Source organism: Lysinibacillus sp. FSL M8-0337, from assembly GCF_038593855.1.
GTDB lineage: Bacteria > Bacillota > Bacilli > Bacillales_A > Planococcaceae > Lysinibacillus > Lysinibacillus sphaericus_D.
In genome coordinates this window covers 483,773-496,509 of the sequence record NZ_CP151996.1, presented here as the reverse complement: position 1 = coordinate 496,509, position 12,737 = coordinate 483,773, and the positions used below count along the sequence as shown (strand labels likewise).

The following is a 12,737-nucleotide window of genomic DNA, read 5'->3' as shown; positions in this document are numbered from 1 at the left end:
TGTGCATTTTTTAGCTCTGTTAACTTGATTGATCGATAGTATGTTGATTGTCATTATTAAATATGGGGATTGCTCACCTTTTATTTTCAATGGTTATCGATAGTCGCCTTACAAAACATAAAAAAAGCCCTCGTCCATTTAACGAGAGGCGGGCTTGCACAAAAAACCACCATCCTATCCTCGTAGGCTGAAATGTAATGTTCTATAAAGGCAGGTCTCCTGGCTCGTGCTCCAAATGCTTTTTCATGCCTTCCCAAAATAACTTTCAGTGGCATCCATTGAAAAAACTCACACTTACAGTGGCGGGACCGCATCGGAATTACACCGATTTCCCTTTTCACTTTACTTAAGTAAAGAACCTTTATAATATTCAGTTGATTTTATTATACATGAAAATAGAAATAGGGAACGATAAAAAAAGTGACACCATTCTAGGCGCTTCAAAAATTGCGTGCGTGCCTGACACGAGTGCCAGTCACTCAAACAATTTTGTTCGTAAAAACAGAAAAACCCCGACACGCAATTGTGAAGTGACCCCTAAAAGTTAGACACGGTTATTTCATTTAGGCAGCTTGGGTAAACTGAGTTCGGTATTGTACCGGACTCAGTTTTAATTTTGCCTTAATTCGTTTCGTATTGTAATACGTTATATAGTTTTCAAGTTCCAATTTAAAATGCTCAACACTTTCGAACTCCTTTAAATAAAGGAATTCCGATTTCAAAATCCCAAAGAAATTCTCCATCACCGAGTTGTCATAACAGTTGCCTTTACGTGACATACTTTGCACAATGCCTTTTGATGCAAGTGCGTGACGGTATTGCTTCATTTGATAATGCCAGCCTTGATCGGAATGCATCAGTAATTGGCGTTCCTCTGGTAACTTCTCTAATGCTTTCTCCAACATTTCTGAGACAAGTGAATACGTTGGTCGATGACCAATTGTGTAAGTAATAATTTCTCCGTTAAATAAGTCTAAAACAGGGGATAAATAGAGTTTTTCACCAAACAATTTAAACTCTGAAATATCTGTTACCCACTTTTCATTAGGGGCTTCAGCTGTAAATTTGCGGTCTAAAATATTCGGTGCGATTTTACCGACTGTCCCTTTATATGATTTATACTTTTTCATTCTGACTACGCACTTTAAACGAAGTGTTTTCATGATACGTTGTACTTTCTTATGATTCACTCTTCGTCCACGATTTGCGAGTTCATCACGAATGCGACGGTATCCGTAACGGCCTTCATGTTCGTTATAGATGGATTGAATTTCAGCCTTTAAGTCGGTATCTGGATCGGGACGATTCAGTTTCTTCACTATGTCATAATACGTACTACGTGGAATCTGTGCGAATTCGACAAGTGCCTTCACCGAGTATTTATGCCTTAATTCATAGATGACCTTTACTTTGTCTTCTTTGGTGATGTTTCTTTGGCTTGAACTAAGGCGTTCAACTTTTTTAAATACTCGTTTTCCATTTCAAGCTGCTTGATACGAGCTTGAAGTGCTTCTGGTGAGCCTTCTACTGGTGTATGTTTTGGTTGTTTATTGGTTTCTTTTTTCATGGATGGACGCCCCTTTTCCTTTGATTGAAGGGCATCGAATCCTTTTGTTTCAAACTGTTTTCGCCAATGAATAATGGACGATGGAGCTGCTATACCAAAGATAGCCGCTGTTTCTATTAAGGACGTGCCGTGCTCAATCATGAAGTTTAGTACGTCTAGTTTAAACTGTGCTGTATAGTTTGTATATGATTTTATAAACGCTTCAACACCGTTATACTCATATTGTTTAGCCCAGTTAAGAATAGCCTTATGATCTTCCCAATCGATTTAGCAATTTCATGTGAACTTTCTTTGCCTTCTAAGTATCGTAAAGCTGCTTGTAATTTTTCCTCTGCAGTATATTTAGCCATTAAAAAACTGCACCTCCAATTGTTAGATGTGTCTAACAATTGGGGTGCAGTTCAATTGTGTCGGGGTGATAAACATGTACATTACATTTTTTCTGGTGCAGATACGCCAATTAGACGTAGTGCGTTGGCAATCGTTGTACGAACAGCTGTAATCAGTGCTAAACGCGCTTCTGTTAGCTCTTTATTCGATGCATCTAACACTTTTTCAGCGTTATAGAAGCTATGGAATGCAGCTGCTGTTTCTTGAATATAGTTAGCGATACGGTGTGGTGTACGATGTTTTGCAGCATCCGCCACTACTTTCGGGAAATCACCAATTTTTTTCAATAAATCAATCTCTTTTTCAGCAGTTAACAGGCTTAAATTTGCTGTTGAAGTAGCAAAGCCTTGTTCAGTCGCTGAACGTAAAATAGAAGAAATACGTGCATGCGCATATTGTGCATAGTACACTGGGTTTTCATTTGATTGTGAAACCGCTAAGTCAAGGTCAAAGTCCATATGTGAATCACCAGCTGTTTTCACAAAGAAGTAACGCACAGCATCTAGACCAACCTCTTCCACCAGCTCACGCATCGTTACAGCATTCCCTGTACGTTTGGACATTTTGAATTTCTCGCCGTTTTTGTATAACTGCACCATTTGGATAATTTCCACTTCTAGTGTGTCACGGTCATAGCCAAGTGCTTGAATAGCCGCTTTCATACGTGGAATATAACCGTGGTGGTCTGCTCCCCAAATGTTAATTAGTTTATCGAAACCACGAACAATTTTATCCTCATGGTAAGCAATATCTGGTGTCAGATATGTGAAAGAGCCATCGTTTTTAATTAGGACACGGTCTTTATCGTCACCGAATGTTGTTGAACGGAACCAAGTCGCACCGTCCTCTTCAAATACATGACCATTCGCTTTTAATTTATCTAATGCTACTTCGATTTTGCCGTTGTCATATAATGATGTTTCAGAATACCACACATCAAAATTCACGCGGAAGTTCGCTAAGTCCGTTTTTAATTTATCTAATTCTAAAGCAAGACCATGTTGACGGAAAAATGCAAAACGTTCTTCATCTGATTTTGATAAAATCGAATCGCCATGCTCGCTCGCTAATTTACCTGCAATGTCGATAATATCTTGACCATGATAGCCATCTTCAGGCATATCAGCAGTAAGGCCTAATGCTTGCTTATAGCGCGCTTCCAGTGAATAAGCCAAGTTATTAATTTGATTACCAGCATCGTTAATATAGTACTCACGAGATACAGCATAACCAGCCATATCTAAAACATTACACAATGTATCCCCTACAGATGCTCCACGTGCATGACCTAAGTGTAGGTCGCCAGTTGGATTTGCTGAAACAAATTCAACTTGCACTTTTTCACCAGCTCCTGCGTTTGAACGACCATAATCAGCACCTTGTTCAAGGATAGCTGTTACAACACCTGTTAAGAAATCTTTACGAACCGTTATATTCATAAAACCAGGACCTGCGATGTCGATTTTTTCGATATCAGTTCCTGCTGTTTCAAGGTTTTCTAAAATTGCCTCTGCAATTGCACGCGGTGGCTTTTTCGCTAATTTTGTTAATTGCATGGCAATATTTGTTGCATAATCACCGTTTGCTTTGTCTTTTGGTGTTTCAAGGTGAATCGTTAACTCTGTGCCAGCTTCGACTAAGCCTGCTTTGTCAACAGCCTGCGCAATTGCCGTTTTAATGGCTTGTTGTACTTGTTCTACTGCGTTCATCATTGTACCTCCGTAAATGTAATGTCTAATGTATAATTGCCAACGTTTTGTCCACCCATTAATAAATCGTATTGCACATGAAACTCTCCGCGCATTTCATGTCTAGTAAATAGCATGTTTTTTGTTTGTGTTACGAGTGGCATCGAACCTAATTCACTTTCATAATGGCCAATTTGTTGTTCAAAAATATTGAGTGGTAAGCGCATTTTTACTGCTCCAGCGCGCATAATAAGTGCCCGTTCCGTGTCTAACTTCATCGTCGTGCGGATCGTTTTGTCATCCTGCATCTCTTCATATTTTAAATATAGGGAATCAGCTTTATTGATTAGCTGCCCATCCAACCACATTTCCAAGGTTTCGGACTCCCCATCAATCGGACGAATCGTCGAAATGAGCTTAATGTTCACCTGCGATTTTTCTTCGTTCACCTTCATGGACGCTCCCTTTTAATCTTTTTACTATAACCTTTTTATTATAGGATAAATGTCCGCTTTTTTTCAAGATACAAGTGCGTATTGTTTTCAAGCATTGGCACAGAAAGTGAAAAGATTTACTATTATCTATATATGTTCGAGAAAGGAACTACTATTAATAGATGTTACTTCATATTTATGTCAGCTTTTGTATTACCTTTACTTTAGTTATTTTAACGTATTGGCCATTTACTCATCCGACTCGAAGAAAATCATTTATCAAAGATTTTAAACCAATTTTAGTCGGCATTATTTTTGGTATGACAGGCCTTGTATTAAGTGCTATATCGTTACGTTTTTTACAAGGGACGCTTATAAACATTCATATTGTACCGCTACTTTATAGCGGACTGATTGGTGGTCCGTGGTCAATTATAATAAGCGGTGCAATCATGGGTGTAGGAAGTCTCTATATCATTCCTACACAATCTTTATTGTCCATATCAAGTTTATCAAACATTAATTTAATCGTTCTTTCGATTATTCTTGCCCTTGTCGCTTGTAAAAAGCCTATTACACTTCACACTTTAACAACTTATTTTTTTAGTGTCATGGCAGAAATTATTGTAATGCTCGTACTAGTAATCTGCTTGCCACCTATACTGAAAATAGAGACCATTTTAGGATTCATTGCCTACGCTCTTTTTACATTTTTTACAATTTTCACAGTGATTAAACGTTTACAAGCGACCAGTGAAAAAGTACAGCTCATTTATCGACTTAAGGAAAAAGACTATTTAACACAGCTACCAAATAATTTGGCGATACGATCATTTGCACAAGAAATGGTACTAGAAACGGACAATTTTTCTGTACTTCATTTTGATGTCGACAATATGAAAGATATAAATATTAAGTATGGCCATTTAGCTGGCGATGGGATTATTAAGCAACTCGCTACTATTATTCATCACTATATTGAAAAGAAAAACGGAATGGCCGCACGTGTTGCTGGTGAGGAGTTTTATATTATTTTAAAAGATGCCCCACCTGCTATCGCCCTCTATCATGCTGAAAAACTAAGACATGTAATTGCACATCACTCTTTTAAAATTAATGACAGGCAAACTACGCCATTGACCGTTTCTATTGGTATTAGTTCAAGTCCTGATAACGCTGTAGACTTTGATGAACTTGCCATTATTGCCACACAGGTTACTACAGAAGTGAAAGCTTTAGGTGGCAATCAAGTAGTACATGCCAACAATAGTGAATTTCATAAAGGATGCTAATGTTAGGTTCTCTATACAAGAAACTGCGAAACTTTTGCGATATTTGCAAACGTCTTGCAGTTTCTTTTTATCTGCAATGCCAGCAACCATTGACAGATATTAACTCCAATACTACATTTATATTATTCTTTTGGAATTTTCAAATTGTTCAAAGAAATGAGGTATACTTTATGCTAACGCTTGAAAAAATCCAAGCTGCCAAACTGAAAGTCGCGCCTTATATTTATGAAACACCTGTTATTCGCTTGCAAGGACTCGATGAATTATTACATTGCAACGTTTCGATAAAAGCCGAAAATATGCAAAAAACGAACTCTTTTAAATTGCGTGGGGCTCTTAGCAAACTGCTGTCAATGCCAGTTGCACAATTACAACACGGCGTTGTTGCAGCTTCCTCTGGTAATCATGGCAAAGGCGTTGCTTTCGCGGCTCAACTATTAAATATTCCAGCAACCATCGTTTTACCCGATTCAGCGCCACCTATCAAAGTCGAAGGCATACGAGCCCTTGGTGCACGCATTGTCCAATGTACGCTTGCCGAAAGACATCAAGTGACTGAAGCACTAAGCGTAGAACATGGTTATGCCATTGTGCATCCTTATGATGATTACGATATTATGGCAGGGCAAGGGACAGTAGCATTGGAAATTTTAGAACAGTTCTCTCAGGTCAGTGCAATTGTTGTTCCTATTGGCGGTGGTGGTCTGCTAAGTGGTGTCGCGACTGCGGTAAAATCTTTAGCACCACATATCAAAATCATCGGTGTTGAACCAGCAGTCGTCCCACGCTATTCCAAAAGTATTCAAGTTGGTAAAAGATTGCAGTTAGCAGAACAAAAATCATTGGCTGATGCCCTATTAACTTTACAACCTGGTGAGCGAAACTTCCCGATTGTGGAAAAATTAGTTGATGACATTGTGCGTGTAGACGAGGTTTCGATACTTAACGGGATGAAGACATTGCTACTAGAAGGCAAAATATTAGCTGAACCCTCCTCTGCCATCGGTATAGGAGCAGCTCTTCAAGGCACTTTACCGATTACGAAAAACGACCATGTTTGCTTCCTTATTTCAGGTGGCAATATTGGGCTAAATCAATTACAACGTTTATAAGGAGGAACTTATTATGAAGAAAGTTTTGATAGAACAAGAGCCAATCGGGCATTATACACCAGGCATGATTAGTAACGGGAATTTATATATATCGGGGCAAACTTCAGTCAATCCAGCTACAGGCAAACCTGCAATTGGTGGCATTCACGCTGAAACATTCATGGCTCTTCAAAAGATGGAAGTCGTGCTTCAAGCAAGCGGTCTTACGAAGGAGGCTGTTGTTATGTGTCGCGTTTATATAACATCTGCTGATTTATGGGCGGACGTAAATGAAGCTTATGCACAATTTTTCGGTAGTCATAAGCCTGCCCGCGCCATTATCCCCATTAAAGAATTAAGCCATGGCTGCTTAATTGAATTAGAAGCAATTGCAGAACTTAAAGGTTAGTGCTAGGTAATTAATAAGAAACAGCATCAAAACATGCTCTTTTTCGAATTTTCAAATTATTTATCGCAAAATAATTGAAATAATAGTTTTAATTATGATATTTTTTAAGTAACTCGAGTATAAGTAAATTTGTTATAACAAATTATCATTTAAAAGAATGTTTAGTAAGTATAAACAGGAGGTAATTTGTTTTGAAAAAAATAGCTTATATTTTAACTTTCTACTTATGTTTTTCAATAGTACTTACTCCTATGAGTAGTAGTATCACACTAGCAAACACTGCAACAAGTGATTTTGATTTAATAAACAACGCTACTCACATATAGGTGAACTATATGATTAAAATAGATACATTTATTGCAATCGAAACAAAAAGTTTCTATTCACAAACGATAGAACAGCTTCAACAGGAATTTACTAGCATACAAAGTAACAATGCACTACAGATTATTGCAAAAAATCTAACGAAAAGTAAAGGTCATTTTTTACATGGTGCTATTATTGTAGAAATAGACGGTGTTCAAATTACGTCGTTGTTTGATTGGGACGATTGTGATTTAATATGGCCAGGGTTTTTAACGATGGTCATTGATTACTTGCATGATGGATTTGGTGAAACTGCTACATCATTGAATGACATTCAATGGACTTTAGAAAAAATTCTGACGAAACCAAGCCCTTTGGTTGTTTTTTCCTCAAAGCATGGTCGGGGGGAAATCACCAAAGGAGTTTGCAATGAATATGACTTTCTTCAAGCAGTCTTACTTAGCGCACGCCAATACCTGACGTTAAGGCAACAAGATACCCGAACACACACTTTAAATGGCATGGCTGAAAAATATCATTATCTAAAAAGTTTAACGGAAAATTACTTCGGCTAAAAGATTTCATAGCCATTATTTTGTTTGAAATGCATTGGGCTAGAGTAGTAGCTTTGCTATTTTACTGGTTGTGACAATGTTATTAGTAAAGTCTAGCAATGTTAAATTGAGCATTATATAACGATAAACAAGAGTGTGATGACTGTAGATATTATTAAAGGAACTAAAAACAGTTGTTTTATCGTAAATTTATAGGGATTCACAATAAGTTTTTGAAAAGTATAATTGAGAATCAACACTGTAATAGTTGTGAAAATAAATGTTAGGATGACTGTATACATTTGAAGAAGCCCCTTCCCACTTTAATAAACTGAATATTCACATTATTAACAATATATTATAACATAGTTTCATAGAAATGGAGGAGATTGAAAGTTCTATTTCAGCTTTTTGTTAGCTGTTGCCGTCTTTGTGTCACTGTCATTTGAATCGTTCAATGTAACTGCAATAGCGGCAGAAGAAGAAACTCAGGTATTAACGCCTGCCCAAATAGAAGAAATAAATGTGGTATTAGAGATTTTAAGAAATCAAGTGAATACTAGATTAGAACATGGTGAAACAAATATAACTTTGTATGGTAGTTTGAGTTTTCAGAAGGAACCTATAAGTCTTTCGTTTCAAGTCGAAGAACCGGGTTCTAGTATTTCGCCATTTTCAGTACAACAAAGAAAGACTTTTAGAACAGAGGTAAAGAATACAGCTGGATTTGATTTTGGCCATGTTTTGACAGGTAGTTTTTTGTGGGGTTCGGGTAAAGTAGGGAATTATTCTTATGATGCTTTTTTATATGGTTCTTTTTATGGTAAAACACATTCTACGAAAGCTACTAGATTGGATCCTAGTGTCGTTGAAATTTCAAGTATGGGCACTTTTAAAGCTTTGAAATATGCTCCTGTAGAGTATAACACGCATATGAAAGTAGAACTTTATGGAAGTGGTACATATCGCTTAATGGAATCTAAGTTAGCGATTAAGTAAAGCTGTATTATTTATGGATGAAAGTGAAAAGATAGAGTAGCACATATAGCTACTCTATTTTTATTTCACCGTGCCTAATATGGAATTGTTGCAAGATTAACGTGAAATACTAATAAAACATAGATGTATCAATGTTTTTAAATTTAGCACCCTACCCCTACTAAAAACGCTCCCTAAACATCATTTACAATGCCTCTAAAACTCGATGTTAATGCTTTTTATACAATACCCATTTCTTTTCCTATTTTCTTAATCTTACTAATGACCATATCGAGCTGCTCTATTGTATGTGTAGCCATTACTGTTATACGCAACCGACTTGACCCTTTCGGCACTGTTGGTGGTCGAATCGCTGGAATAAAGACACCTTCATCCATTAGTTTCGCAGAAAACTGCATAGCTTCATGAGAACCACCAATGATAAGAGAAATAATAGGTGTTTCCCCTTCTTTTATTACAAAACCAGATTCCTCTAATTTCAAACGTAAGTACTGGGCATTTTTCAGCAATTGCTTTCTCCGCTCGGGCTCATTCTGTATAATGGAAATCCCTTCTCGAGCTGCTTCAATTGCACTTGGCGATAAAGCTGTTTGGAAAATAAAAGATCGGGCGTTATTTAACAAATAGTTCTTAGCAATGGATGACATCGATACAAATCCACCCTCTGCACCAATTGCTTTACTTAACGTGCCTACTGTAAAATCAATCTCCTCTTTCAAACCAAAATAATCAGCCGTACCACGACCATCATTGCCAAGAACACCTGTTGCATGGGCATCATCAATCATTATGTACGCTTTGTATTCTTTGGCTAGCTCAACTATTTTTGGAAGTGGCGCAATATCACCATCCATACTAAAAACGCCATCCGTTACGATTAACTTCATTCCATCCCCATGTGATTGCCTTAATTTACGCTCTAAATCCACCATATCCGCATGTTCATAAACAATGGTTTTGGCTTTACTTAATCGACAACCGTCTATAATACTCGCGTGATTCCAAGCATCAGAAAAGATAGTATCCCCTGCCTTCATCACACTTGAAATCACACCAACATTCGCTAAATACCCACTGCTGAAAACAATGGCCGCTTCAGACTTTTTAAAAGCCGCAATTTCAGATTCAAGCTGTTCATGAATGTCGAAGTTTCCGGTTGTAAGTCGAGAACCGCCAGCCCCTGTCCCGTATTTACTAATACCTTCAGTTGCTTTCTTTTTCAACCGACTATCTGTTGCAAGGCCTAAGTAGTTATTCGATGAAAACAGCAGAAATTTCTTACCATTCATCACTACCTCGCTTTCATTTCCAGTTGAAAATGAACGTAACTTCCTTGTCAATCCTTGTTCTTCTATTACTTGTAGGTTCCTTCGAAAGCGATCATCCATTTTTAATGCCCCCTAATGAGAATAGGTTCTCTTTCTAAATAGTGTATATAGGATTCTAGCTCAACTTCATCTGACACAAAAAAAATACGTCCGCCACTTTCACAGCCTGCCCTTTTTAAAGGCGTAATTCTGACATAACCAATCTCATGATTACTTACATAGCCAGTAACATATTCTGGATCATCTGACCAACATAATTCTGCGATGGTATACGGAGAATTTGCCACTTTCGTTGCCAGAGCTAGCGCTTCACGAACACGCTCATTGAAACCCACATTAGCGTCTTGCCAATCGATTCGTGATACACGAACGCCTTTCAGTCCGCGATTGTCAAGTCGCAAGCCAGTTTGACTATGAAGGAGGATGGCCCCACGAAGATTTTGATTACTAGCAAGTAGATGAAAAGCAACATTTTGAGCCTGCTTGGAAACACCTACTGAGGTTAATATACTCCTAGCTTCACTATGTGCCTTTTCAATTGAAACCTCATTAATTGTCGTAATTTCTAACGGTGGCATATACAGTATCTGATCACCCGTAAGTTTTTCTACGGTAATTTGAATAAAGTCAGCATCTCCGCGCGAATGATTTCTTGCTTTGTTCAATAACTGTTTTACAATTGGCTCTATTTGAACATTATTTCCTATCCGTTCACCACCAGATATATGCTTTTCTCCTACTTCGAGATTTTTTTCAGCTGCACGCATTCGAATGCTATAACACGTTTCTGACATGATGATCACCTGCTACTTTCTTATTAATTGCATGTAACATTTTCGTTATCGGATAAACACTGACAGCCGTAATGACCATCCCTGGAATCGCCAAAACGAATAGTGGCAAAAACGGAGTTCCTAATGTAAAGGCCAAACCAAGTCTAGCAACCATTGTTCCAATCGGTCCTGCCACAACTAGTACCGGAATTGAAGTTCCTAATAAAACAATGATTAGACCAACAGTCAATCGGAAAATCATTGAAATTTCAACATTTAAAATGGAGTGTATACCTAGTAAAAATAAGATTAGACTTGCAATGATTCCCGCAAGAAAATATCGCTTAAATCCAAATACTGCTGCAATCGCAACGGCAATCGGTGCTGATAATTGAAACTCAGACCCAGGAATACCTGTTGGAATCTTAAACATGCCTGTAACGATGATAAGACAAGCTAGTAATGAAATCTGAGCAAGATCATATGTAGAAAACTTTCGCATCCTCCTATTCCTCCCATTCTAACTTCTTTGAATTGAGTTAACCTTAATAATAATTAAGTTAACACATTTGTAGAGAGGAAGGTAGATTAAAATTGATTTTCTATATTTTTTTCAAAAAAGGATAGAGCTTTAACAGTGCTTTGTCAAAAAGGAAAACGCCAGAAACCTCATGAAACAAGAGGATTTTTCAAACCTCCAAGAAGGTGAAATAAGAGATTTATTATTGAATAGAGGAATGACAAAAAAACACTCTCGGCTCATCATGCAGCTGAAAGTGTTTCTTTGGCCATATTATTATTTGATTAACTTCCAGAAGTTTGGTCCATAGTTTGAGTTCTCAATGAAAACTTCTAATTCATTAAAAGGCAAGGTTTCTCCTACTTTTAATTTATAGATTTTATTATTTATAGGGGAACCAAAAGAAATATCTAATTGTTTGTCGTTAAGATTAAATAGAATAGAATGAACAGTTCCGAAATTTTCTTCGAAATTGTGCACTGTTACACCATTAGGGTATTCATTAAACATTAATTGTTGTAATTTATTCTTTGTAAAAAAATCATTACTCTCTAAGTTATTTTTCAAAAAATTATAACGTATTTCAGATTGTTCTAATTTTCCGTCTTCAAGCTTCATTATTTTTGGCATTACAGCATGATTAGTTGCAATCAGAAATCCTGATTTTTTATTGCCCCTTTTTACGACCTTTTCTCCATCATACGTTTCTACTAAAGCTACATTACCTTTGGCATCTGACAGTAGCAAATTCATATTTGTTCCAATAGGCATATTCCCTAAATAAATAATTCCTTCCTCAACATCTTTACAATTTTCAAGTAAAGCTCTTACTATTACCATAAACTGAAGTCCTTTTAGGATAGGCTTTTTCATTCCTGGATGTTTTCCAACTGGAATACCGCATGAGGCAAAAGCTACACAGAATCCCTCTTCATTTAAGCCTTCACTTCGACCAAAGTAAGAAACGGAGAATCCCGTATGACTGTATTTCCCTTTTACCTTAGTTGTACAAAGTCTCATATCAGATATAGCTGGTGACAAATCGTAATTTCTAAGGACATAGGTTTTACCATCACTTGTTTTAGATGGTAAAACAGCGCCTAAACTACATCCTCCTGGTTGTAGTAAAGTTTCATCAAAAAAGTTAAGACAACTAGGCTTTATATTTAATGAATCTGCAAATCCTTGTAGCTCTTCGTTTAAACCAGGAGCATATTGATCAATTAGTTGTTTCGTATCCTTATATTTTGTTTCATCTATTGATTCAGATGATAAAATGACATTCATTGCATTAGGATTCTTTTTTATTTCCTCTCCTTGCAGTCTACCAATTTCATAACTGGTGCCTTTAAGATAAGAAATAGAAGCTTGAATTGAATTCATATT

Annotated in this window: 11 protein-coding genes, 1 pseudogene and 1 riboswitch; of the genes and pseudogenes, 5 read left to right on the top strand and 7 right to left on the bottom strand. The window is 37.0% G+C overall.

The window, feature by feature from the left end; translation table 11 throughout:
* Positions 1-191: 191 nt before the first annotated feature.
* A riboswitch (cobalamin riboswitch) is annotated at positions 192-378 on the bottom strand.
* Positions 379-563: 185 nt separating this feature from the next.
* The 3 genes and pseudogenes from MKY08_RS02295 to MKY08_RS02285 all read right to left on the bottom strand — a co-directional run bounded on the left by MKY08_RS02295 (position 564) and on the right by MKY08_RS02285 (position 4,094).
* Positions 564-1,917 (bottom strand): annotated as a pseudogene (locus MKY08_RS02295) (IS3 family transposase).
* Positions 1,918-1,998: 81 nt separating this feature from the next.
* A complete protein-coding gene (gene argS, locus MKY08_RS02290; protein ID WP_069512848.1) occupies positions 1,999-3,666 on the bottom strand; it encodes an arginine--tRNA ligase in 1,668 nt (555 codons plus the stop codon).
* Complete coding sequence (locus MKY08_RS02285) at positions 3,666-4,094, bottom strand: DUF1934 domain-containing protein (RefSeq protein ID WP_339261445.1); 429 nt, start codon at positions 4,092-4,094, stop codon at positions 3,666-3,668. Before MKY08_RS02285 ends, argS begins: the two co-directional genes overlap by 1 nt.
* A gap of 167 nt (positions 4,095-4,261) precedes the next feature.
* Between MKY08_RS02285 and MKY08_RS02280 the strand changes: the two genes are divergently transcribed.
* The 5 genes from MKY08_RS02280 to MKY08_RS02260 all read left to right on the top strand — a co-directional run bounded on the left by MKY08_RS02280 (position 4,262) and on the right by MKY08_RS02260 (position 8,730).
* Positions 4,262-5,371: a diguanylate cyclase gene (locus MKY08_RS02280; RefSeq protein ID WP_069512850.1), complete on the top strand. Its 1,110-nt coding sequence runs from the start codon at positions 4,262-4,264 to the stop codon at positions 5,369-5,371.
* Positions 5,372-5,541: 170 nt separating this feature from the next.
* Positions 5,542-6,483: a threonine/serine dehydratase gene (locus MKY08_RS02275; RefSeq protein WP_069512851.1), complete on the top strand. Its 942-nt coding sequence runs from the start codon at positions 5,542-5,544 to the stop codon at positions 6,481-6,483.
* A 13-nt stretch (positions 6,484-6,496) separates the two neighbouring features.
* Positions 6,497-6,871, top strand: a complete 375-nt coding sequence (locus MKY08_RS02270; RefSeq protein WP_069512852.1) for a RidA family protein — start codon at positions 6,497-6,499, stop codon at positions 6,869-6,871.
* Positions 6,872-7,206: 335 nt separating this feature from the next.
* A complete protein-coding gene (locus MKY08_RS02265; RefSeq protein ID WP_069512853.1) occupies positions 7,207-7,752 on the top strand; it encodes a hypothetical protein in 546 nt (181 codons plus the stop codon).
* 411 nt (positions 7,753-8,163) lie between these two features.
* Entirely contained in the window at positions 8,164-8,730 is a 567-nt protein-coding gene (locus tag MKY08_RS02260; RefSeq protein ID WP_141705606.1) for a hypothetical protein, read from the top strand.
* A gap of 218 nt (positions 8,731-8,948) precedes the next feature.
* On the opposite strand, the gene bioF is transcribed toward MKY08_RS02260, so the two are convergent.
* The 4 genes from bioF to MKY08_RS02240 all read right to left on the bottom strand — a co-directional run bounded on the left by bioF (position 8,949) and on the right by MKY08_RS02240 (position 12,734).
* The gene (bioF, locus tag MKY08_RS02255; protein ID WP_069512855.1) at positions 8,949-10,118 is read right to left on the bottom strand and encodes an 8-amino-7-oxononanoate synthase; all 1,170 of its coding nucleotides are present in this window, start codon (positions 10,116-10,118) and stop codon (positions 8,949-8,951) included.
* A 2-nt stretch (positions 10,119-10,120) separates the two neighbouring features.
* A complete protein-coding gene (gene bioW / locus MKY08_RS02250) occupies positions 10,121-10,852 on the bottom strand; it encodes a 6-carboxyhexanoate--CoA ligase (protein WP_069512856.1) in 732 nt (243 codons plus the stop codon).
* Positions 10,833-11,333, bottom strand: a complete 501-nt coding sequence (locus tag MKY08_RS02245) for a hypothetical protein (protein WP_069512857.1) — start codon at positions 11,331-11,333, stop codon at positions 10,833-10,835. The genes bioW and MKY08_RS02245 overlap by 20 nt, the downstream gene beginning before the upstream one ends.
* Positions 11,334-11,627: 294 nt before the next feature.
* On the bottom strand, positions 11,628-12,734 hold the full coding sequence (locus tag MKY08_RS02240; RefSeq protein ID WP_069512858.1) for a C45 family peptidase: 1,107 nt from the start codon (positions 12,732-12,734) through the stop codon (positions 11,628-11,630).
* Positions 12,735-12,737 lie beyond the last annotated feature (3 nt).

Bases quoted from the DNA above. Each gene is read 5' to 3' on its own strand.
- argS (WP_069512848.1), bottom strand. From the start codon at position 3,666: ATGAACGCAGTAGAACAAGTACAACAAGCCATTAAAACGGCAATTGCG.
- MKY08_RS02280 (WP_069512850.1), top strand. From the start codon at position 4,262: ATGTTACTTCATATTTATGTCAGCTTTTGTATTACCTTTACTTTAGTT.
- MKY08_RS02275 (WP_069512851.1), top strand. From the start codon at position 5,542: ATGCTAACGCTTGAAAAAATCCAAGCTGCCAAACTGAAAGTCGCGCCT.
- MKY08_RS02270 (WP_069512852.1), top strand. From the start codon at position 6,497: ATGAAGAAAGTTTTGATAGAACAAGAGCCAATCGGGCATTATACACCA.
- MKY08_RS02265 (WP_069512853.1), top strand. From the start codon at position 7,207: ATGATTAAAATAGATACATTTATTGCAATCGAAACAAAAAGTTTCTAT.
- bioF (WP_069512855.1), bottom strand. From the start codon at position 10,118: ATGGATGATCGCTTTCGAAGGAACCTACAAGTAATAGAAGAACAAGGA.
- bioW (WP_069512856.1), bottom strand. From the start codon at position 10,852: ATGTCAGAAACGTGTTATAGCATTCGAATGCGTGCAGCTGAAAAAAAT.
- MKY08_RS02245 (WP_069512857.1), bottom strand. From the start codon at position 11,333: ATGCGAAAGTTTTCTACATATGATCTTGCTCAGATTTCATTACTAGCT.
- MKY08_RS02240 (WP_069512858.1), bottom strand. From the start codon at position 12,734: ATGAATTCAATTCAAGCTTCTATTTCTTATCTTAAAGGCACCAGTTAT.